General features: G+C 65.0%; 16 protein-coding genes. 3 read left to right on the top strand and 13 right to left on the bottom strand.

Annotation, left to right across the window (positions count from 1 at the left end; genetic code table 11):
- Positions 1-62: 62 nt before the first annotated feature.
- Together P8T11_RS16195 and P8T11_RS16190 are read right to left on the bottom strand one after the other, a co-directional pair.
- The gene (locus tag P8T11_RS16195) at positions 63-1,208 is read right to left on the bottom strand and encodes an FAS1-like dehydratase domain-containing protein (RefSeq protein ID WP_268081003.1); all 1,146 of its coding nucleotides are present in this window, start codon (positions 1,206-1,208) and stop codon (positions 63-65) included.
- Between the two features lie 19 nt (positions 1,209-1,227).
- Entirely contained in the window at positions 1,228-2,823 is a 1,596-nt protein-coding gene (locus P8T11_RS16190) for an acyl-CoA synthetase (protein WP_268081004.1), read from the bottom strand.
- Positions 2,824-2,992: 169 nt separating this feature from the next.
- Between P8T11_RS16190 and P8T11_RS16185 the strand changes: the two genes are divergently transcribed.
- Together P8T11_RS16185 and P8T11_RS16180 are read left to right on the top strand one after the other, a co-directional pair.
- Positions 2,993-3,793 carry an IclR family transcriptional regulator gene (locus P8T11_RS16185; RefSeq protein WP_100854330.1) on the top strand — a complete coding sequence of 267 codons (801 nt, stop codon included), beginning with the start codon at positions 2,993-2,995 and terminating at the stop codon, positions 3,791-3,793.
- Between the two features lie 4 nt (positions 3,794-3,797).
- Entirely contained in the window at positions 3,798-4,262 is a 465-nt protein-coding gene (locus P8T11_RS16180; protein WP_268081005.1) for a PaaI family thioesterase, read from the top strand.
- Here P8T11_RS16180 and P8T11_RS16175 read toward each other — a convergent pair.
- From P8T11_RS16175 to P8T11_RS16125, 11 genes are all read right to left on the bottom strand, one after another.
- The gene (locus P8T11_RS16175; RefSeq protein ID WP_230694475.1) at positions 4,251-4,373 is read right to left on the bottom strand and encodes a putative transporter small subunit; all 123 of its coding nucleotides are present in this window, start codon (positions 4,371-4,373) and stop codon (positions 4,251-4,253) included. The two genes, P8T11_RS16180 and P8T11_RS16175, sit on opposite strands and share 12 nt — an antisense overlap.
- Before the next feature lie 30 nt (positions 4,374-4,403).
- Positions 4,404-6,092 (bottom strand): sodium:solute symporter family protein, encoded by a 1,689-nt coding sequence (locus tag P8T11_RS16170; RefSeq protein WP_268081006.1) that lies wholly within the window; start codon positions 6,090-6,092, stop codon positions 4,404-4,406.
- Between the two features lie 486 nt (positions 6,093-6,578).
- Positions 6,579-7,010: a type II toxin-antitoxin system YhaV family toxin gene (locus P8T11_RS16165; RefSeq protein WP_268081007.1), complete on the bottom strand. Its 432-nt coding sequence runs from the start codon at positions 7,008-7,010 to the stop codon at positions 6,579-6,581.
- Positions 7,007-7,339, bottom strand: a complete 333-nt coding sequence (locus P8T11_RS16160) for a type II toxin-antitoxin system PrlF family antitoxin (RefSeq protein WP_268081008.1) — start codon at positions 7,337-7,339, stop codon at positions 7,007-7,009. The genes P8T11_RS16165 and P8T11_RS16160 overlap by 4 nt, the downstream gene beginning before the upstream one ends.
- An 88-nt stretch (positions 7,340-7,427) precedes the next feature.
- Entirely contained in the window at positions 7,428-8,612 is a 1,185-nt protein-coding gene (gene prpF, locus P8T11_RS16155; protein ID WP_268081009.1) for a 2-methylaconitate cis-trans isomerase PrpF, read from the bottom strand.
- A 67-nt stretch (positions 8,613-8,679) separates the two neighbouring features.
- A complete protein-coding gene (gene acnD / locus P8T11_RS16150; protein WP_268081010.1) occupies positions 8,680-11,298 on the bottom strand; it encodes a Fe/S-dependent 2-methylisocitrate dehydratase AcnD in 2,619 nt (872 codons plus the stop codon).
- Complete coding sequence (locus tag P8T11_RS16145) at positions 11,298-12,008, bottom strand: GntR family transcriptional regulator (protein ID WP_050445729.1); 711 nt, start codon at positions 12,006-12,008, stop codon at positions 11,298-11,300. The genes acnD and P8T11_RS16145 overlap by 1 nt, the downstream gene beginning before the upstream one ends.
- Positions 12,009-12,149: 141 nt before the next feature.
- Positions 12,150-13,952 carry an NAD(P)/FAD-dependent oxidoreductase gene (locus tag P8T11_RS16140; RefSeq protein WP_277550034.1) on the bottom strand — a complete coding sequence of 601 codons (1,803 nt, stop codon included), beginning with the start codon at positions 13,950-13,952 and terminating at the stop codon, positions 12,150-12,152.
- 335 nt (positions 13,953-14,287) lie between these two features.
- A complete protein-coding gene (locus P8T11_RS16135; protein ID WP_268081011.1) occupies positions 14,288-16,186 on the bottom strand; it encodes a sigma-54-dependent Fis family transcriptional regulator in 1,899 nt (632 codons plus the stop codon).
- Positions 16,187-16,265: 79 nt separating this feature from the next.
- Entirely contained in the window at positions 16,266-16,496 is a 231-nt protein-coding gene (locus P8T11_RS16130) for a hypothetical protein (protein WP_268081012.1), read from the bottom strand.
- Complete coding sequence (locus P8T11_RS16125; protein WP_268081013.1) at positions 16,493-17,398, bottom strand: LysR substrate-binding domain-containing protein; 906 nt, start codon at positions 17,396-17,398, stop codon at positions 16,493-16,495. Before P8T11_RS16125 ends, P8T11_RS16130 begins: the two co-directional genes overlap by 4 nt.
- Before the next feature lie 110 nt (positions 17,399-17,508).
- Between P8T11_RS16125 and P8T11_RS16120 the strand changes: the two genes are divergently transcribed.
- Positions 17,509-21,051, top strand: a complete 3,543-nt coding sequence (locus tag P8T11_RS16120; RefSeq protein WP_268081014.1) for an indolepyruvate ferredoxin oxidoreductase family protein — start codon at positions 17,509-17,511, stop codon at positions 21,049-21,051.
- The last annotated feature ends 11 nt before the right edge of the window (positions 21,052-21,062 follow it).

The following is a 21,062-nucleotide window of genomic DNA, read 5'->3' as shown; positions in this document are numbered from 1 at the left end:
GGCCGGTCAGCCGTCGGGAATCAGGCTGCGCGGGCAGTCGATGCGCCCACGCAACCCGCGCGTCATCCGCGGGTGGGCAATTCAACCACGCCCGTGCCCAGTACGGACAGCTCGTCGTCCTGGTTGCGCGCTTCCTGTTCGATTTCAACCAGATGCCGGCCGTCTTCCACGAACTTGCGCGTGACGCGGCCCTTGAAGAACAGCATGTCGCCTTCCGGGTTGTGGCGGCGGATTTTGCACGTGGATTTGCGCAGGAAGCCAGCGTCGCCCATCCAGTTGGTAAGGTGGTGCGTCAGCCACGAATTGCGCTCGGGACCGTAATCGTAGGCACCCGGGGCGCCCACTTCCAGCGCGAATTCCTCTTCCCAGTGCACACGCTCGGGCACATCGGGAATGCCGAAGCGGTTGGTGATGCCCACACCCGGGTGCGCGTCGATCAGTTGCCAGGCCAGCTTGTTGGCGCGAATGTACAGGCCGCCCCAACCCTGCGCATAGGCAATGAAGCCCGTTACCGTCATCGGCCCCTTGAACATCACGGGCAGTTCCTCGCCTTCCTTCACGTCTTCCCAGTAGCGGGGCGTGGCGCCGCGCACTTCTTCCTGGGCATATAGCTTGTAGGCTTCCTTGATTTCCTCGGGGCTGTAGCGGCGCGGTTCGCGGGCGCGCACTTCCTTGTACTTGCTGCCTTGTTCGCGAGCATGGTCGCGTTCGGTGCGAAAGCACCAGCTATCGGCCTCGGCCACCTTGTCGCCGTCCTGGTTGAAGAAGTCCACGTGGTAGATCTGCTGGATCGCGCGGCCCGCGAAACGGGTCTGGTGTTCGATCAGGTCTTTCAGGTGCGCTTCGGTGGAGATCACATCGTTGCGCTTGACGGTCTTGTGCCAGGTCCAGTCGGCGCCCGACCACATGGCGTGCACGCCGGGCAAGCCGCCCACGTAGCCCGACACGATGCGGCTCGTGGAAAACAGAAAGCTGGGCAGGGCGATGATGCCGCCATGCTGCGTCTTGGCCGCGTACTCGGGGTCGGACCACAGGGGGTTGTCGTCGCCGATGCCGTGGGCGTAGTGGCGGATGTTGTCGCGCGTGGCCTCGTAGCACCACGGCTCGGCGGTGGCGCCGATCTTTACGCCGATGCGCGCGCGCAGTTCGTCCAGACCGCGTTCGGTAATGGTCGGGAAACTACGTTCAGTTTTGGTCTTGGTCAACATGATGTCTCCTGGGGATGGGTCAGACGTGCGCGGCGGGCACGGCTTTCGGGGTGTCGGGGGTTGAAGCTTCAGCGGTGGCAAGCTCTTGCTCCCGCAGTTTTCGGCGATGGATCTTGCCGGCCGGCGTCTTGGGTAGTTCAGGCACGAACACCACCTGACGCGGGTACTCGTGCTGGGCCAGTTGGCTGCGCACGGTGTTCTGGATTTCTTCCACGAAGGCGTCGTCGCCCGGGCGGGCCGACACCACAAAGGCTTTCACGACCTGGCCACGCAAGGCGTCGGGCACGCCGATGGCGGCGGCTTCCGTTACGTCGCGATGCTTCAGGATGGCGTCTTCGATCTCGACGGCGCTCATCGTCCAGCCCGCCGAGATGATGACGTCGTCGGCGCGGCCGCCATGCCAGAAGTAGCCGTCTTCGTCGACGCGTCCGAGGTCCTTGGTGGCGACCCAGGCGTCGCGGCGCCACAGTTTCAGTTCGCCCGTCACGCCGGGCGGGCAGGGTGCGCCGTTGGCGTCCTGCACTTCCACGCGCAAGCCCGGCACGGGTTTGCCCAGCGACCCCGGCTTGACCGTGAAGTCGGACGCGCCGGGATAGTTCACCAGGCACACGCCGATTTCCGTGGTGCCGTACATGCTGCACGCCGGACGTCCGAAGGTGGCTTCCACAAAGGCGGACGTTTCGCTGTCGATGGGCTCGCCGGTAAAGGACACCTTGTCGAGCTGATAGCGGTAGCGGCCGGCCGCGCCGGAGTTGCGCATCATCCGGTAGTGCGTGGCCGCGGCCGAGATGTTGTTGAAGCCGTGTTCTTGCAACGCTTGCAGCAGGCGTTCGGCGTTGAACTTGCCGGCGTAGGCGCCGATGGTCACGCCCAGCGCCAAGGGGGCAAGCGTGCCGTGCCACAAGCCATGGCCCCAGGCCGGTGACGACGGGCACATGTAGCGGTCGCCCGGCCGCACGCCGGTGCCGTACAGCGCCGCCAGCATCAGCGTGACCAGCGCGCGGTGCGTGTGCTTCACGGCGTCCGGCAGTTCGCGGGTGGTGCCGGACGTGTATTGGTAGATGGCCAGGTCGTCCGCCAGGGTGTTGCAGTCGTAGTGCGCGGGATAGGGGGCCAGCGCGGCGACGAAGCCGTCATCCGCGATGACGACGCGCATGTCGTCGGCGGCCGCCACCATGGGTGCCTTTTCCGCGTTGGTGACCAGCATGCGGGGCTTGCAGTCCTGCACGCGCAACCGAATGCCATCCGGGCCGAACAAGGTGAACAGCGGCACGGCGATCGCGCCCATTTTCATGGCCCCGAACATCGCCACGTAGAACGCCAGCGAGGGTTCCAGCATCACCGCCACGCGGTCGCCGGGGCGTATGCCCTGATCCACCAGATAGTGCGCAAAGCGGGAGGATGCCTCGGCAATCTGCTGGAAGCTGAAGGTTTCATCACCTCCCGCCGCCCGCACCAGGATGATCGCGGGCTGGTCCTTGCCCGCGTGCCGGTCGATGCATTCGTGCGCGATGTTCATGCGCTCACGGTTGCCGTCGAACAGCTCCCAAAGTTTGTCCGGCGAGCAGAGCGCCTGGGCGTCTGCGTAGGAAGTGGTCTGCGTCAACGTCGTCATGTCGTCGTACCTGTGTGGGTCGGCAAGCGGTTGGACAGACTATGCGCGTCGGCTTTTGAATTGTCAATGACGTCTATTGATTGTATATATACAATTTAGTGGCGGAGTCGAGGTCACCGGCCAAAGCCCGCCCAAGGTATGCTTGCCGCAATAAAAATCGGAGAGCCAGATGAGTGAAGCCAGTTCCCAGGAATCCGCTGCCGGCACGGGCCCGCGCGTGCGCGCCGTGCCGGCGGTGACGCGGTCGATCGCCATCCTGCGATTGCTGGGCCGTGGTGGCGAAGCCATGACCTTGAAGACGATCTCGCAGGAGCTCGGCATGGTGACCAGCACCTGCCTGCACATTCTTCGCGTGCTGGTGGAAGAGGGCTTGGTGAAAGTCGATGCCGGCACCAAGCGCTACAGCCTGGGCGTGGGCATGCTGACGCTGGCGCGTAGCGTGATCGAAAGCAGTCCGTTTCCGGCGTTGGTGCAGCCCGTGCTGGACAAGCTGTCCAGCGCCGCGAACGTCACCGCGATCGGTGTGGAAGTGGCGGGCAGCGAGCACATGGTGGTGCTGGCGCTGTCGCGTTCCACCGCGCCGTTCCGCTTGCATGTGGACGTGGGCAGCCGCTTTCCCGCGCTGATCAGCGCGACGGGCCGCCTGGTTGCCGCGTTTTCCGAGCTATCGGATAAAGAACTGGAACGCCGCTTCAAGGCCCTGCGCTGGGACCAGGCGCCCGACTACGCAGCATGGAAAGCCGACGTGGACGCCGTGCGCCGCGACGGCTACAGCCTGGACCGCAACCACTACATCAACGGTGTCGTCGTGATTGCGGTGCCGGTGCTGAACAGCCACAACCGGATGACGCATTCCCTGGTGGCCGCCGGGCTGGCCGAGCAATTGGACGATGCTCGCGCGCACGCATTGGCCAAGGACCTGCAAGCCGAAGCGCACACGCTATCGCAACTGTTGTCCACCCGGAGCTGAACCCATGCCACCACCCGTCACCGCCGAATCACTTGCCGCCGAGGGTTGGCATTGCAAGACGCTGCCTGGATTCGCGGGGTTGATCGGGCCGTTGTGGGTGCGCAAGGAAGGGGTGTTCAACGAGGGGGTACGCAAGGAAGCGCAAGCCTGGGCGTACGGATTATTGGCAACCGCGGATCACCTGAACCCCGCCGGCGTGGTGCACGGCGGCCTCTTGACCGCACTGCTGGACCACGGCTTAAGTGCCATCGCCTGGCAAGCCCTGGACCGCCGCGCGTGCGTCACCGTGCAACTGGACACGCATTTCCTGGCACCGGCCCGCGCCGGCCAGTTTCTGGAAGTGCGCGGGCAGTTGCTGCGCGCCACGTCCAGCCTGGTGTTCATGCGTGGGGAATTAAGCGTCGCTGGGAACATCGTGGCAACGGGAGCGGCGGTATTGAAGGTGTTGGCCGCAGCGTCAGATCATTGACTTTCCGCTTTGCTTCGCCGCGCTGATATCCCTCCACAGCGTCACGCACAAGATCGCCAGAATGGCCGCGGATATCGCCGGCCAGATCAGAAAATAGGCGGTTAACCACATATCAATCTCCTTGTTGTTGAGGCAGGTGCGTCATTGCGCGGCGTCAGTGGCGAGCTTTGAGGGCGGCGTTTTCAACATGACCTCCTGCTCGTGATTGAACGACGTTACGCGGTCTGCCAGCAGGGTGAAATCAAAGCGTTCGCGGTTGCGCAGGCTGAGCGCCACGCACACGATGGCGCTGGCGCCATAGGCCGTCAGGGACGCCAGCAGCACGATGTAGTCGCGCAAGTTGCCGATGAAGGCGGGCAGCATGACGACGACACCAATTGTGCCCACGACAATCGCGGCCGTGCGGCCCAAAAAGCCGAACGTCATCAGGCCCAGCACCACGCCGCCGCCCACGGCCGCGCAGATTTCAAAGAACACCGCGATCACGCCCGTCATGGGCAGCAGCTCAAAGCGCGCGATCGTGAACAGCGCCACGGCGGACAGCACCGAGCAGACGAATGCGCGGTTGTTGACGCGGTCCCAATAAAAGCTGGCGATCACCGGAAAGACGATGGCGCCCCACAACGCGCCCACGAACACCAGCATGACCAGGATGTCCAGGCGCAGGCTTGCGAAGATCACGCCAATCATCGTGGCGATGATCATGGTGGCGCGGCCCCACCACAGCATGCGGCGCGGGTCCGGGCGGCCGCGCGCCAGGTTCTTGGCGTAGACGTCGGTCATGACGATTGCCGACAGCGCAGCCAGATCGGAATCGGCGGTGGACGACAGCGAGCCCACCACCAGCAGAAAGAACAGCGCGATGCCAAACGGAGGCAGGTAGGTCGACGCCATCTGCGGAATGATGTTGTTCATGTCGCCGTTGGCGGGTTCAAGCCCCACGAACAAGGCCAGCAGGCCCAGCATGCCCAGCCCGATCACCACTGCACCGTACCCGATGGTGGCCGTCAGAAACGTGGGCTTGATCAAGTCTTCCCGTACGGCAAATAGCCGTTGCGCGATGGTCTGGTTGCCGATGGCATAGGCCAGCACCGCCACGAAGTAGGGCGCGCCTTGTTCCAGGATGGCTTTCGTCGAATAGAAGTCGGCCTGATCGCTGCTCAAGCGCCACATGTTCGCTTGCAGCAAGTCTGGCCCGCCCGCGTTGAAGAAGATCAGCGGGATGATGATGACGGCGGCGATGATCATCGCCGCCAGTTGCGCGAAGTCGGTCATGATTGATGTGCGAAAGCCCGACCACAGCGTGTAGGACAGCACGCCCAGCCCGGCGATCAGCACGCCCTGGATGAACGTAAGCGGGCTGAGTATCGACACCAGCGCGCCTGCCGCCGTGAAGTTAACCATCAGGCTAATGCAGCTGCCCAAAATGTTCGACACCGCCATGATCATCTGGCTGGACGTGCCGTGGCGCGCGTGGATCACTTCGGCCAGTGTGTGCGCTTTGGGCGCCAGTTGTCTGAAGCGTTTGCCGAAGGGGTAGATGAACAGAATCATCAAGGCGCCCCAGAAGCCGTAATGCAGCGGGCCCGACAAACCGTACTTGAATCCGGATGTGGCGCTGGCGTAGAAGGACGCCGCCCAGATCCAGGTGGCGATCATGCTGGCGGCCGACAGCCCGAAACCGACCGCGTTGTTGGACACCATGAAGCCATCCACGTTCTCGTTTTTTTCGCCGATGAGCAGCGACATGAGGAAGGTGGCGCCGTAGAAGCCGGCCAACAACAAAATGGCCGTGGTGGCCGATAACTGGAAGAAAACACTCTCTTGCATCTTGTAGGTCCTAGCTCGTGGACGTCAGACACGAAACACCATTGATCGCGAGCGCGGGGGTTGCACATTTCGCGCGCGATCACGTGCCTGCCCGCCCGGGCAGGGGATGGCAGCCCGGGGTGGACAAGACACAAGACACACCGTGATGGTGTCTTGCCGCGGCATAGGGCCGGCGCATCATGGAAACGAAGACGTCGTTCGAGCGCGTAGTCAGAACGCGTGATTCGACGCCGTAGCTCGAAGCCCTGGATGCAGGCGCAGCTCAATGCGGTGAGCAATGGTCCTGCTGGGTAAGCAGGTTTTTGTTCCGCAGCCGCCGGTATAAGCCTGGCGGCTGGGTGGTGGTGTTTCGGCGCTGGCGCCGGGCCGCTGTGCGCGACCGTGTGACGGGTGCTCTGGGATGACGATGCATCGTCAGAGTCCGGTGATGAGTAACAACAGCCCAGGAGTATAGGGATAGACGAGGGCGGCGTCTACCCTTGAGGCCTAAAAAACCGGGTAAAAATGGGGGTTGCGAGTGTTTGCTCGCAGTTGATACGCGTCATCGTCATGCCCATAGGCGCGTTTGGTGTTCTCGTCGTTCACCCAGGCAAAGACAATCACTTTGCTGGCAGCGTGGTAACGGAAAAACAAGCGGTATTGTTGAAAAAACTTGGCGCGAAACCAGTGCTTATGGTGCGCGCCCAGTGTGCCGCCTTGCCGGTATTCCAGCCGGCTGGGATCTTCGGGGATGATCTCGAATGCCAGCTTCGTGATGGCCGCGAGACGCTTGGCGGCATTGCGTTTTGTATAACCGTCAGGATCTTTGGCGCGCTGCGCGGCCACTTGGCTGGCTAGCTGTTCCAGTTGTTGGCGAAACAGAGGATGCAGGTAAATCGTCCAGCCATGGATGCTGACCGCGCCTGCTTTGGCGCTCATTCGTCCGCCTCGGACAGCGGTGCATTCAGATCCAGCTGACCCACCTTCGAAGCCAGGTCGCGCAAGGAATCCGCCAAGCTGGCGGGAAGGGCTTGCAGGCGATCAGGGTGCGCGGTGATGTCCTGCGCAAGAAAGGTCAGGAAGGCAGAGATGGCCGGATCGTCGTCGTTCGACGTGTCGGCACGCGTCAAAAGGACTTCTCCGCCGGGCCGGATGCTGTAGTGAAGCTTGTCGCGTTTGCTGAGCCCGAGCGCTTTGCGCACGGTATCGGGAATGGTGGTTTGGTAGCGGTCAGTCAGGGTCGATTCAATTTCCAGGGTCGCAGGCATGGCGGTCTCCTAAGCGGAATGTTGGAATGGTAATGCAGTTGCATTACCAAATCAGCGCCTCCAGGAGCCCGTCACCACCAGCCCGCGCTTAGAACCCCTGCCGTGGCACGTGCACGCGGCCTTCCATCAACACCCGCGCGCTGCGGCTCATGATGGCCTTGGTGACTTTCCATTCGCCGTCCACCAACTGCGCTTGCGCGCCCACGCGCAGCGTGCCGGAGGGGTGGCCGAAGTTGACGTTGTCGCGTTCGGTGCCGCCGGCGGCCAGGTTGACCAAGGTGCCGGGCACGGCGGCGGCGGTGGCGATGGCCACCGATGCCGTGCCCATCATCGCGTGGTGCAGCTTGCCCATGGACAGCGCGCGCACCAGCACGTCGATGTTGTCGGCGCTGATCTGCTTGCCGCTGGATGAAACATAGGCCTTGGGCGGCGCAACGAACGCGACCTTCGGCGTGTGCTGGCGGCTGGCGGCGTCTTCCAGTTTTTCGATCAGGCCCATGCGCAGCGCACCGTGCGCGCGAATGGTTTCAAAGCGGGCCAAGGCGGCGGTGTCGCTGTTGATGTCGTCCTGCAATTCCGTGCCGGTGTAACCCAGCGCGGCCGCGTCCAGGAAGATGGTCGGGATGCCGGAATTGATCATAGTGGCCTTGAACGTGCCGATGCCCGGCACCTCCAGGTCGTCCACCAGATTGCCGGTGGGGAACATCGAGCCGCCGTCGCCGTCTTCGGCCGGGTCCATGAATTCCAGTTGCAGCTCGGCGGCGGGAAAGGTCACGCCGTCCAGCTCGAAATCGCCGGTTTCCTGCACCGCGCCATCGGTCATGGGTACGTGCGCAATGATGGTCTTCTTGATGTTGGCCTGCCAGATGCGCACCACGGCCACGCCGTTGTCGGGCACGCGCGCCGGGTCCACCAGGCCGTTGGTGATGGCAAACGGGCCGACGGCGGCCGACAGGTTGCCGCAGTTGCCGCTCCAGTCCACGAACGGCTGGTCGATGGAGACCTGGCCAAACAGGTAGTCCACGTCGTGGTCCGGCTGCGTGCTCTTGCCCACGATCACGCTCTTGCTGGTGCTGGACGTGGCCGCGCCCATACCGTCGATCTGCTTGCCGTACGGGTCGGGGCTGCCGATCACGCGCAGCAGCAGCGCGTCGCGCGCGGGGCCGGGCACGCGCGCGGATTCGGGCAGGTCGTCAAGCTTGAAGAACACGCCTTTGCTGGTGCCGCCACGCATGTAGGTGGCGGCAATCTTGGTCTGGGGAGCATGAGCCATGGGTTGTCCTGATGTCTGGAATGTTGAAGGCGGCGGGCGCGTGCGCACCCGCCTGTCCAAGTGAAAATCAGCCGGCCTTCTTGGTGGCGCCCGCCACGGATTCGGCTTCCAGGAAGTCTTGCGCAAAGCGTTGCAGCACGCCGCCGGCGTCGTAGATGGAGACTTCTTCGGCCGTATCCAGGCGGCAGGTCACCGGCACCTGCACGGTCTCGCCGTTACGGCGGTGGATGACCAGCGTCAGGTCGGCACGCGGCTTGCGTTCGCCGATGACGTCATAGCTTTCGGTGCCGTCCAGCGCCAGCGTCTTGCGGTTCACGCCGGGCTTGAATTCCAGCGGCAGGACGCCCATGCCGATCAGGTTGGTGCGGTGGATGCGTTCAAACCCTTCGGCCACAATGGCTTCCACGCCCGCCAGCCGCACGCCCTTGGCGGCCCAGTCACGCGACGAACCCTGGCCGTAATCGGCGCCCGCCACGATGATCAGCGGCTGCTTGCGTTCCATATACGTTTCGATGGCTTCCCACATGCGCATCTCGCGGCCTTCCGGTTCCACGCGCGCCAATGAGCCCTGCTTCACCGTGCCGTCGTCGTTCGTCACCATCTCGTTGAAGAGCTTGGGGTTGGCGAAGGTGGCGCGTTGCGCGGTCAGGTGGTCGCCGCGATGGGTGGCGTACGAGTTGAAGTCTTCTTCGGGCAGACCCATCTTGTGCAGGTATTCGCCCGCCGCGCTGTCCATCAGGATGGCGTTGGACGGCGACAGGTGGTCGGTGGTGATGTTGTCGCCCAGCACCGCCAGCGGCAGCATGCCGCGCAGCGTGCGTTCACCCGCCAGCGCGCCTTCCCAGTACGGCGGACGGCGAATGTAGGTGCTTTGCGCACGCCAGTCGTACAGCGGGCTGACGCCTGCCTTGCGGTCTTCCTGAATGCCGAACATCGGCGCATAGACCTTGCGGAATTGCTCGGGCTTGACCGCCGCCTTCACCATGGCGTCAACCTCTTCGTCGCTGGGCCAGATGTCTTTCAGGCGAAGTTCCTTGCCGCTGGCATCCACACCCAGCACATCGCGTTCGATGTCGAAACGGATGGTGCCGGCAATCGCGTAGGCCACCACCAACGGCGGCGAGGCCAGGAACGCCTGCTTGGCGTACGGATGGATGCGACCGTCGAAGTTGCGGTTGCCGGACAGCACGGCGGTGGAATAAAGATCGCGGTCGATGATTTCTTGCTGGATGACCGGGTCCAGCGCGCCCGACATGCCGTTGCACGTGGTACAGGCAAACGCCACCACGCCAAACCCCAGCGCTTCCAGATCGGGCAGCAGCCCGGCTTCTTCCAGGTACAACTGCACGGCCTTGGAGCCGGGCGCCAGCGAGCTCTTCACCCAGGGCTTGCGGGCCAGGCCGGCGCGGCGCGCGTTGCGCGCCAGCAGGCCGGCGGCGATCACGTTGCGCGGGTTGCTGGTGTTGGTGCAGCTGGTGATGGCGGCAATGATGACGGCGCCGTCAGGCATCAAGCCCGGCTCGTTTTCCACCACGCCAGAAATACCGCGCTCGGCCAGGTCGGACACCGGCAGGCGGCGGTGCGGGTTGGACGGACCGGCCAGCGTGCGCACCACGGTCGACAGATCAAAGCGCAGCACGCGCTCGTATTCGGCGGTCGCCAGGCTGTCGGACCACAGGCCCGCCGTCTTGGCATAGGTTTCCACCAGCGCAATCTGTTCGTCTTCGCGGCCGGTCAGGCGCAGGTAGTCGATGGTCTGCTGGTCAATCGAGAACATCGCGGCCGTCGCGCCGTATTCCGGCGCCATGTTCGAGATGGTGGCGCGGTCGCCCAAGGTCAGGCTGGCGGCGCCTTCGCCGTAGAACTCCAGATACGCGCCCACCACCTTCTCTTTGCGCAGGAATTCGGTCAGGGTCAACACCACGTCGGTGGCGGTGATGCCGGGTTGCGCGCGGCCGGTGAGCTCAACGCCGATGATGTCCGGCAGGCGCATCCACGACGCGCGGCCCAGCATCACGTTTTCGGCTTCCAGGCCGCCCACGCCAATGGCGATGACGCCCAGCGCATCCACGTGCGGCGTGTGGCTGTCGGTGCCGACCAGCGTATCGGGAAACGCCACGCCGTCTTGCGTGTAGATCACGGGCGACATCCGCTCCAGGTTGATCTGGTGCATGATGCCGTTGCCCGGCGGAACGACTTCGATATTGCGAAAGGCCTGCTTGGTCCAGTCGATGAAATGGAAGCGGTCTTCGTTGCGGCGGTCTTCCACCGCGCGGTTGCGGGCAAAGGCGTCGGGGTCGGTGCCATCGAATTCAACCGCCAGCGAGTGGTCGACAATCAACTGCACCGGCACCACGGGGTTCACCTTGGCCGGGTCGCCGCCTTTCTCGGCGATGGCGTCGCGCAGGCCCGCCAGGTCCACCAGCGCGGTCTGGCCCAGGATGTCATGACAGACCACGCGCGCGGGAAACCACGGAAAGTCCAGGTCGCGGCGGCGTTCGATCAACTGCTTCAACGCGTCGGTCAACATCTCCGGGTCGCAGCGGCGCACCAGGTTTTCGGCCAGCACGCGCGACGTATAGGGCAGGCCGGCGTAGGCGCCGGGTGCGATGGCTTCGACGGCGGCGCGCGCGTCGAAATAATCCAGGCGGGTGCCGGGCAGGGTCTTGCGGTACGAATGGTTCATCATGCCTCCGTGCGCTGCAACGTGCTTTGCGCGATCTGTTGTTCGATGTTGATGCGGGACGCGCGGATATGGCGGCGCATCAGGATTTCGGCCAGCTCGCCATCGCCGTCGGCAATGGCGTCAAGAATGCGGTGGTGTTCGGCGTAGGCCTGCCGGGGGCGGTTGGGCGTGGTCGAGTACTGGATGCGGTACATGCGCGCCAATTGATAGAGCTCGTCGCACAGCATGCGAAACAGCATCTGGTTGCCGCTGCCCTTGACGATGCGGTAGTGGAAATCGTAATCGCCTTCCTGCTGGTAGTAACCCACGCCGGCCTGAAAGGCGGCATCGCGTTCGTGCGCGTGCAAGACCTCGCGCAGCTCGGCGATTTCAGACGGCGGCATGCGCTCGGCGGCCAGCCTGCACGCGGTGCCTTCCAGCGACTCGCGGATTTCATACAGCTCGGACAATTCCTGCGGCGACAAGGACACCACCCGCGCGCCCGCATGCGGCACGCGCACCAGCAGCCTCTGGCCTTCCAGGCGATGCAGCGCTTCACGCAGCGGACCCCGGCTGACGCCATGGATACGCGCAAGCTCGGGCTCGGAAATCTTGCTGCCGGGGGCGATCTCGCCCTTGACGATGGCGGCCTGGATCTTCTTGAAAATGTGATCCGACAAGGTCTCGCCATCGCCGGGCGCAGCGCCCGGCAGGGTCAGCACTTTGCTCATGGTGTCAACAATCGGTCCGATTTGTGGGGGTGATATCGGGTGAAAGCGCTATGGAAACGCTGAATTGTCAACAATTTACCTTGTGGATCGACAGGGTGCAAGCGGCCGGGCGGCCGCTTGCACCAGAGGCGTCTACAGCGGTTAGCGCTTGTGGTGGACCTGTTGCATGCCGTACACCTGCACCGGCAACCCCGCGTGCCGCGCCTTCAGTTGCAGCGACAAATACTGCGAATAGTGTCGCGACTGGTGCAGGTTGCCGCCATGGAACCACAACCCTTCCTGCTGGGTCGGCTTCCACATGTTGCGCTGTTCGCCTTCCCAGGGGCCGGGGTCCTTGGTGGTGTCCGACCCCAGGCCCCAGCACTTGCCGACCTTGTCGGCCACCTCCGGGCTGATCAGGTCGGCGGCCCAGCCGTTCATCGAGCCGTAGCCGGTGGCGTACACGACCAGGTCCGCCGGCAAGGTCACGCCGTTCTTCAACACGACGGCGTCGCGCGCCAGGTGACTGACATCGGTGTTGGATTGCAGCTTGACGCTGCCGTCGATGATCAGGTCGCAGGCGCCCACGTCGATGTAATAGCCCGACCCGCGCCGCAGGTATTTCATGAACAGGCCCGAGCCGTCGTCACCCCAGTCCAGCATGAAGCCGGCTTTTTCCAGCTTGCCGTAGAACTCGGCGTCGCGTTCGCGCATCTGCTTGTAAAGCGGAATCTGAAACTGCGCCATGATCTTGTAGGGCAGCGACGCAAACGTCAGGTCGGCCTTGCGCGTGGTCATGCCGTTGGCCAGCGCCTGTTCGGAATACAGGCCGCCCAGGCCGATGTCCATCAAGGTGTCCGACCGGACGATGTGCGTGGACGAACGCTGCACCATCGTCACGTTGGCGCCGCCTTCCCACAAGGCCGCGCAGATGTCGTGGGCCGAGTTGTTGGCGCCGATCACCACCACGTTCTTGCCGCGATAGGCGTCGGGGCCGGGGTGCTGCGAGGAATGTTGCTGTTCGCCCTGGAACTCGTCCTGGCCAGCAAAGCGCGGCACGTTCGGCTTGCCAGACATGCCGGTGGCCAGCACCAACTGCTTGGGCCGTAGCACCACGGGCTTGCCGTCCCGCAGCACGGTAACTTCCCATTCTTTCTTCGCTTCGTCGTAACGCGCCGATTCGCAGACGCTGGACGTCCAGTAGTTCAGTTCCATCACCTTTGTGTACATCTCCAGCCAGTCGCCCACCTTGTCCTTGGGGGCGAACACGGGCCAGTTCTCGGGAAAGGGGATGTAGGGCAGGTGGTCGTACCAGACCGGGTCGTGCAGGCACAAGGACTTGTAGCGCTTTCTCCAGCTATCGCCCGCGCGCTCGTTCTTTTCGATGATGATCGTCGGCACGTTCAGTTGGCGTAACCGCGCGCCCAGCGCGATGCCGCCTTGCCCGCCGCCGATGATCAGCACATAGGGCTGCGTCGTGTAGCCCAGTTCGGCGGCTTCCTGCTCGCGCTTTTCCAGCCATGTCTGGCGCTCGCGGCGGCTGCCGTGCTCGGCGCCCAGGGGGCGGCGCGTGCCGCTGGGTTCCTCATGGCCCTTGAGTTCGGACAGGGTGGTCAGCAGCGTCCAGATCTTGCCGTCCTTCACGCGGATATGGCCGTAGCCGCGCGCCAGGTTGGTGTCGATGTTCAGCCAGCCTTGCAAGAGGCCGCCGTCGTCGGTCGACGCTTCGCGCTCATCGCGAGTGAACCGCACCGGCTCTACCTGCGACAGTTGTTGCGCCAGCATGTCGCGGATCTGCGCATGGCCTTCGAAGGTGCGCAGGTTCCAACTGAACAGCACCAGGTCGCGCCAATAGCATTCGTCCTGGAACAGGCCGGCGATGGCGGCCATGTCCTTGTTGCCCAGCGCGGTGTTCAGACGGGCGAGCACCGCGTCCAAAGCGGCGTCGGCGGGGGCGGTCTGCATAACTTGTCTCCTTGCCCGGGGGGGCGTGGTTGGGGGGCGGACGCAGGCGTCCGAGGCAAACCCCAGCCTGTGCCGGCCGGTGGGTACCCAACCCTTGTTATGCAAACGGCATGCCAGCTTGCCGGCAACGCCGGGCGCCCGTGGCACGGGGGAACGGGCGGATACGCTGCCGACCCACCGTGGCGCGACGCCACACCTGTGGCGCCGGGCTGTGGCGCGGGGGCAAGTTAGGCGAGGCATGGCACGTTACGGCCAGGCGCCCTAACTGGCAGCGGCGCGGCAAGTTACGGCCCGGTCGCGGAAAGTCGCGCGAGGAACCCGCAGTGCAGAAAGCCCTAGCGCCGCCCGCGCGGACCCAGCCCGTAGCGCCGCATCTGGCGGTGCACGGTGGAACGGTCCAGGCCTAGCCGTCGCGCGACTTCGGACACATTGCCCGCGCAACTTTCCAGTGTGGATCGCAACGCCACTTCTTCGGCCGATACCACGACGCCGTCCGGCGCCAGCGCTTCCGGCAGGTCGCCCGGTTCGATGATGCCGCGTTCGCACAGCGCGGCGGCCACGGCGATCACGTTGGCCAGTTCGCGGATATTGCCGGGCCACGCATGCGCCTTCAACGCGAGCAATGCGGCCGGCGACAGCACGGGCGCGCCGGATTCATCTTGATGACGCGCCAGCATGCGCGCAATCAACCAGTCCAGGTCCTGCCGTTCGCGCAGCGCGGGCACGGTCAGCGTGGCGGCGTTGATGCGGTAGTAAAGGTCTTCACGAAAACGTCCCTCGCGCACCAGCGCGCCCAGGTCGCGGTGCGAGGCCGACACCAGTGCCAGGCGCAGCGCGCGCGGCGCATTGGCGCCGATGGGCGTGACTTCGGATTCCGCCAGCACGCGCAGCAGTCGGCTTTGCAGCGCCAGCGGCATATCGCCGATCTCATCCAGGAACAGCGTGCCGCCATCGGACTCTTCGATCAGGCCCTTGCGGCCCTTCGGCGCGGCGCCGGTGTAGGCGCCCGGCAGGTAGCCGAACAGCTCGCTTTCAATCAGTGACTCGGGAATGGCGGCACAGTTCACCGCCACAAAGCGGCCCAGCCGTCGGCTGTCTTCGTGAATCGCGCGCGCCAGGTACTCCTTGCCCACCCCGGTCTCGCCCTGCAGCAGGATAGGCAGGCCCTGCCGGGCGAGCTTGGCGGCGCGCGTCTGCAAGGCCGCCATCCGGGCATCGCCGCCGTCCAGCCCACGTAGCGCGGAAGGAGTGCCGCGCACGGCGACAGTGGCGCCGCGTGTGCTACGGTTGGGTTCGATGGCGTGCGCAAACAGCGCGTTGCCATCCCGCGCGACGATCAATCGGTCCTGCGGCGCGTGGCCGCGCGTGTATTGGGCCAGGTCATCCAATTGCACGTCGAAAAAGCGGGTGACTGGTTGGCCGATCAGGCCGGCCGGTTGGCGCCAGTCCAGCCCGGCCGCGCGCGCCAGCAGCTTGGCGCCTGAATGTGTCATGCCCAGGATGCGTCCCGCGCCGTCCAGCGAGATCGCCGCTTCCGGGTCCACGTCCAGGAATTCGGGCGATCGCGCAAAGCGCAGCACCCATTCGTTGCGCGTGCGCGCCATCAGGTTGGCCAGTTCGATGCGGCGCGTCGTGCTGTTGACCAGATGCAGTGCCAGATTCTGGCTGGTCTTCAGGCTGGGCGAACTCAGCAGGGAAATGTCCAGCACGGCGGCCAGTTCCCCGTCGGCGTTGTAGATCGGCGCGGCGGTGCAGGACAGCGGGGTATGGGTGTTGTCGAAGTGGTCGGTCTGGTGAATGGTCAGCGCCTCGCCCGTCTCCAGGCAGGCTCCCACCGCGCAGGTGCCGGCGCGCGGCTCGGACCATTCCGATCCCAGGTACAGGCCCGCCTTGCGCAGCTTGGACGTCTGCGCGGGGTCACCCAGGAATTCCACGGTGACGCCTTGCCGGTCGGCCAGCAGCAACACATAGTTCTGGCCGGCCACCTGCCGAAAAAGATGGTCCAGCCCGCTGCGGGCGATGCGGATCAGCGCTTCGGATTGCTGCCGATGTTCTCGCAGCCTGCCATCCGGCACGATATAAGCCTCGCAAGCCTGCGCGGGGTCCAACTGATACTGATCCAGGCAGCGCAGCCAACTGCGCACCACATGCGCGTCGCGCTGCGTGGGGCGGCCCCGGCCCACCTGTTCGATCTCGCGGATGTGGGCGGTATGCAGGGATTCCTGACTAGGCATGTCGTCTCCATGTTGCGCCCGGTCTGCGCCGGATCAACACGGCAGCATGCACAGAGACGAATCGGCTTGTAAATCGTGGTTATCCAGTGGTGTCGCGGTCCATCGAGCGCAGCGCCGTCGGGATGCGGTAGCGCGCGATCAGGTTGCGGTAGCCACGGCGTTGCGCGTTGCCTATCGCCAGGCCGTCCAGCACCATGCGCAATTCGTTTTCGTGCACGGTGAACAGGCGCAAGCTGATTTCGTCGAAGGGCTTGGCGCGCGATGTGCCCTCGCGTTCGAAAGCCCCGTTCGGCCGGGGCTTGGCGCTCACACCCCGCAGGCCACCATCATGAACTGCCGGAACGCCGCCGCGGGCTTGGCCATGGCCGCGCGCGGGTGCCACAGCAGGCCGGCTTCCATGGGCGGCACCGCGTCGGTGATCGGCACGGCTTCGATCTTGCGGCCTTCCAGCGACCAGGGCCGGTACACCATGTCCGACAGCACGGTCACGCCGAAGCCGTGCGCCACCAGACCGCGTAGTGCCTCCATCGACCGCGTGCGCAGCGCGATGTCGGGCGTCAAGCCGTGCGTGCGCCAGTAGCCCAACATGGATCGTTCGCCTTCATCCACTTCCAGCAGGATGTAGGGATAGCGGGCGATGTCGGCCAAGGACGGCGCGGACGCTTTCAGCAAGGGGTGGCCCGACGCCGTCCACAACTGCCGCCGCGAACGGACCAGCACCTGATGCGCGAAGCGATCGCGCTTTTCCACGTTGGACAGCAACGCAATGCCCAGCTCGACATCGCCGCTGGCCACGGCCGCTTCGATGTCCGGCCGGTCCATGTCCATCAGGTCCAGCGTCACGTCGGGGTAGCGGCGGCGGAAGCGGGCAAGCAGGTCGGGCAGGAAGTAGCCCAGCACCGTATACGAGGCCGCGATGCGCACCGATCCGCGCAGGGCATAACTCTGGAAGCCGGGTTCGCGGATGGCGTCATCCAGTGAATCCAGGATGTCTTGCGTGCGCCGATGAAAGTTGTGGCCTTCCGGCGTCAGCGTCACCCCGTGCGGGTGACGGTCGAACAGGCGCACACCCAACTGCGCCTCCAGCGCCAGCACGGCGTTGGTGACGGCCGATTGCGAGACGTGCTCGTCGGTGGCTGCCATGGAAAACCGGCCCGTGCGGGCGGCCGCCGCGAAGTACCGAAGCTGCCGCAAGGTGACGTCATTAGCCATCTGTTTTTCGAATACCTGCTACCTGAAACTATGAATATACGATAGCCAGCGCGCTTCCTACACTGCGAAAAACACTCAAAAAACCCCAGCAACCCGCAGGAGACAAGCGCGTGAATGCCCCTTTACCCCCGGGCGCGGCCAACACCCATGGCCTGTCGCTACAAGACAAGTACACGCAGGACACTGGCCGCGTTTATCTCAGCGGCACCCAGGCGCTGGTGCGCCTGCCCTTGATGCAGAAGCTGCGCGACCAGCAGGCGGGCTTGAACACTGGCGGCTATATCTCGGGTTACCGGGGGTCGCCGCTGGGCGGGCTGGACCAGGCCTTGTGGAAAGCCAAGCAGCACCTGGCCGCGCACGACGTGGTGTTTCAACCTGGGGTGAACGAAGACCTTGCCGCCACCGCCGTCTGGGGCACGCAGCAGGTCAACCTGTTTCCGGGCGCCACGCGCGATGGCGTGTTTGGCATGTGGTACGGCAAGGGTCCCGGGGTGGACCGGTCGGTGGATGTGCTCAAGCATGCCAACTCGGCCGGCTCGGCCGAGCACGGCGGGGTGCTGATGCTGGCGGGCGATGATCACGCCGCCAAGTCCTCGTCGGTGGCGCATCAATCCGAACACGTGCTGATCGCCAGCGGCATCCCCGTGCTGTATCCGTCCAATGTGCAGGAATACCTGGATTACGGTCTGCACGGCTGGGCAATGAGCCGCTACACCGGCCTGTGGGTGGCCATGAAATGCGTGACCGATGTGGTGGAATCCAGCGCGTCGGTGGACGTCAACCCCGACCGCGTACGCATCGTGCTGCCCGAAGATGCCCTGCCCGAAGGCGGGCTGAATATCCGCTGGCCGGATTCGCCGCTGGCGCAAGAGGCGCGGCTACTGGACCACAAGTGGTATGCGGCGCTTGCCTACGTGCGTGCCAACAAGCTGAACCGCGTGGTGATCGATTCGCCGCGCGCGCACTTCGGCATCATGACGGCGGGCAAGGCTTATCTGGATGTGCGCCAGGCGCTCAACGATCTGGGGCTGGATGACGCCGCCTGTCAGGAAGCCGGCATCCGCGTGCTGAAGGTGGGCTGCATCTGGCCGCTGGACGCGCGCGATGCGCGCGAGTTCGCGACCGGCCTGAAGGAAATTCTGGTGGTCGAGGAAAAGCGCCAGATACTGGAATATGCGCTGAAGGAAGAGCTGTACAACTGGCGCGACGACGTGCGCCCACGTGTGTTCGGAAAGTTCGATGAACGTGAGCACGGCGGCGGCGAATGGTCCTCGCCGCGCGGCAACTGGCTGTTGCCAGCGCGCTATGAACTGTCGCCCGCGCTGATCGCGCGCGCCATCGCCGCGCGCCTGGACAAGGCCGATTTGTCCGATGCGCTGCGCGCCCGCATCGCGGCGCGCCTGGCCGTGATCGACGCCAAGGAACGCGAAGCCGCCCGCCCCACGCTGGTGGAAGAACGCAAGCCGTGGTTCTGTTCGGGCTGTCCGCACAATACGTCCACGCGCGTGCCGGAAGGCTCGCGGGCGGTGGCGGGCATCGGCTGCCACTACATGGCGATGTGGATGGACCGCAACACCGACACCTTCAGCCAGATGGGCGGCGAGGGCGTGGCATGGCTGGGGCAGAAGGACTTCACCAGTGAACGCCACATCTTCGCCAACCTGGGCGACGGCACGTATTTTCATTCGGGCCTGCTGGCCATCCGCGCGGCGGTCGCGGCGCGCGCCAGCATCACGTACAAGATTCTGTATAACGACGCCGTTGCCATGACCGGCGGGCAGCCGGTGGACGGCGTGCTGACCGTGCCGCAGATTGCCGCGCAGATGCAGGCCGAAGGCGTGGTGAAGACGGTGGTGGTGACCGACGAGCCAGACAAATACACCGGTGCGGCCGCACTGCCGGCTTCCATTGACGTGCACCACCGCAAGGCGCTTGACGACGTGCAGCGCGCGCTGCGGGATATCGAAGGCACCACGGTGCTGATCTACGACCAGACTTGCGCCACCGAGAAGCGCCGTCGCAGAAAGCGCGGCGACTATCCCGACCCGCTGCGCCGCGCCTTCATCAACGACGCCGTGTGCGAAGGCTGTGGCGACTGCTCGGTCAAGTCCAACTGCCTGTCGGTGGAACCCTTGGACACGCCGATGGGCACCAAGCGGCGCATCAACCAATCGTCGTGCAACAAGGATTTTTCGTGCGTGGAAGGGTTCTGTCCCAGCTTCGTGACGGCCGAAGGCGCGGTGCTGCGCAAACCCACGGTGGCCGGCGGTGCGTCGGCCATGCCAGACGCGCCGTTGCCGGACCCCGCGCACATTGCCCCGGGCGCCGCGTACCGCGTGGTGATCGCGGGCGTGGGCGGCACGGGCGTGGTGACGGTGGGCGCGCTGCTGGGGGCGGCCGCCCACATCGAGGGCAAGGGCGTCACCGTCTTGGATATGGCGGGCCTGGCGCAAAAGGGCGGCGCCGTGCTCAGCCATGTGCAATTGGCCAACCGCCCTGAAGACCTGCACGCCACCCGCGTGGCCTTGGGCGAAGCGGATCTGGTCATCGGCTGCGATGCCTTGGTGTCCGCCTCCCCTGAAGTGCTGTCGCGCTTGCGCCCGGACCACGGCCGCGCGGTGGTCAACAGCGCCGCCGCGCCCACGGCGGCGTTCCTGTCGCAGCCATCATGGCGCTTTCCGGGGGCGCAAGCCGAAGCCGCCGTCGCGAAAAGCACGGGCGGCAATTGCGAATTCCTGGATGCCGGGCCACTGGCCGAAGCCTTGTTGGGCGACACCATCTACGCCAACCCCTTGTTGCTGGGCTACGCATGGCAACGCGGCGGGCTGCCGTTGGGTCGCGACAGCTTGCGTCGTGCCATCGAGATCAACGGCGTATCGGTGGAAAAGAACCTGGCCGCGTTCGAACTGGGCCGGCAGGCCGCGCATCGTGGTATCGATGCGCTACGTCCGGCCAAGCCTGCGCAAGTGATGGCGCTGCCCGAATCGCTGGATGGCCTGATCCAGCGGTTGGCCGCGCATGTGCGCGCGTATCAGGATGAGGCCTATGCCGCGCGTTATGTGGCGGCAGTGAAGGCCGTGCGCGCGCGTGAGGCCGCCTTGCCCGACGGCCAGCGCGGCGAGGTGACCCGCGCGGTGGCGCAATACCTGGCCAAGCTGATGACCTACAAGGACGAGTACGAGGTAGCGCGCCTGTACACGGATCCGGCGTTCAAGGCCAAGCTGCAAGCGCAGTTCGAAGGTGAACCGGGTCGTGACTATCGCGTGCGTTACTACCTGGCGCCGCCCGCCTTCGCGCGGCGCGATGCGCAGGGGCGCTTGCAAAAGCGTGCCTTCGGGGCGTGGATGGGCCTGGCCTTCAAGCTGTTGGCGCCGATGAAGCGGGTGCGTGGTTCGTGGTTGGATGTGTTCGGCAAGACCGACGAACGCCGCATGGAACGGCAATTGGCGGCGGACTACCTGGCCTTGGCCGACGAGTTCTCGCGCACGTTGACGTCCGCCAATCGCGACGCGGCGCTGGATCTGGCGACGCTGCCCGATTCGATTCGGGGCTATGGGCACGTCAAGGAGAAAAGCGTGGCGGCGGCACGCGAGCGTCAGGCGGGTTTGCTGGAACGTTATCGCCATCCGCGGGCGGGGTCGCTGGCGGCTTAAGGGGCGAACGC

This window comes from Achromobacter spanius (assembly GCF_029637605.1).
Classification (GTDB): Bacteria; Pseudomonadota; Gammaproteobacteria; order Burkholderiales; family Burkholderiaceae_B; genus Achromobacter; species Achromobacter spanius_E.
Note: the sequence above shows the minus strand (reverse complement) of the source record. Positions and strands in the feature narration are given on the sequence as shown.

Coding starts and splice junctions, on each gene's coding strand:
- P8T11_RS16195 (WP_268081003.1), bottom strand. CDS start 1,208: ATGTTGACCAAGACCAAAACTGAACGTAGTTTCCCGACCATTACCGAA.
- P8T11_RS16190 (WP_268081004.1), bottom strand. CDS start 2,823: ATGACGACGTTGACGCAGACCACTTCCTACGCAGACGCCCAGGCGCTC.
- P8T11_RS16185 (WP_100854330.1), top strand. CDS start 2,993: ATGAGTGAAGCCAGTTCCCAGGAATCCGCTGCCGGCACGGGCCCGCGC.
- P8T11_RS16180 (WP_268081005.1), top strand. CDS start 3,798: ATGCCACCACCCGTCACCGCCGAATCACTTGCCGCCGAGGGTTGGCAT.
- P8T11_RS16175 (WP_230694475.1), bottom strand. CDS start 4,373: ATGTGGTTAACCGCCTATTTTCTGATCTGGCCGGCGATATCCGCGGCC.
- P8T11_RS16170 (WP_268081006.1), bottom strand. CDS start 6,092: ATGCAAGAGAGTGTTTTCTTCCAGTTATCGGCCACCACGGCCATTTTG.
- P8T11_RS16165 (WP_268081007.1), bottom strand. CDS start 7,010: ATGAGCGCCAAAGCAGGCGCGGTCAGCATCCATGGCTGGACGATTTAC.
- P8T11_RS16160 (WP_268081008.1), bottom strand. CDS start 7,339: ATGCCTGCGACCCTGGAAATTGAATCGACCCTGACTGACCGCTACCAA.
- prpF (WP_268081009.1), bottom strand. CDS start 8,612: ATGGCTCATGCTCCCCAGACCAAGATTGCCGCCACCTACATGCGTGGC.
- acnD (WP_268081010.1), bottom strand. CDS start 11,298: ATGAACCATTCGTACCGCAAGACCCTGCCCGGCACCCGCCTGGATTAT.
- P8T11_RS16145 (WP_050445729.1), bottom strand. CDS start 12,008: ATGAGCAAAGTGCTGACCCTGCCGGGCGCTGCGCCCGGCGATGGCGAG.
- P8T11_RS16140 (WP_277550034.1), bottom strand. CDS start 13,952: ATGCAGACCGCCCCCGCCGACGCCGCTTTGGACGCGGTGCTCGCCCGT.
- P8T11_RS16135 (WP_268081011.1), bottom strand. CDS start 16,186: ATGCCTAGTCAGGAATCCCTGCATACCGCCCACATCCGCGAGATCGAA.
- P8T11_RS16125 (WP_268081013.1), bottom strand. CDS start 17,398: ATGGCTAATGACGTCACCTTGCGGCAGCTTCGGTACTTCGCGGCGGCC.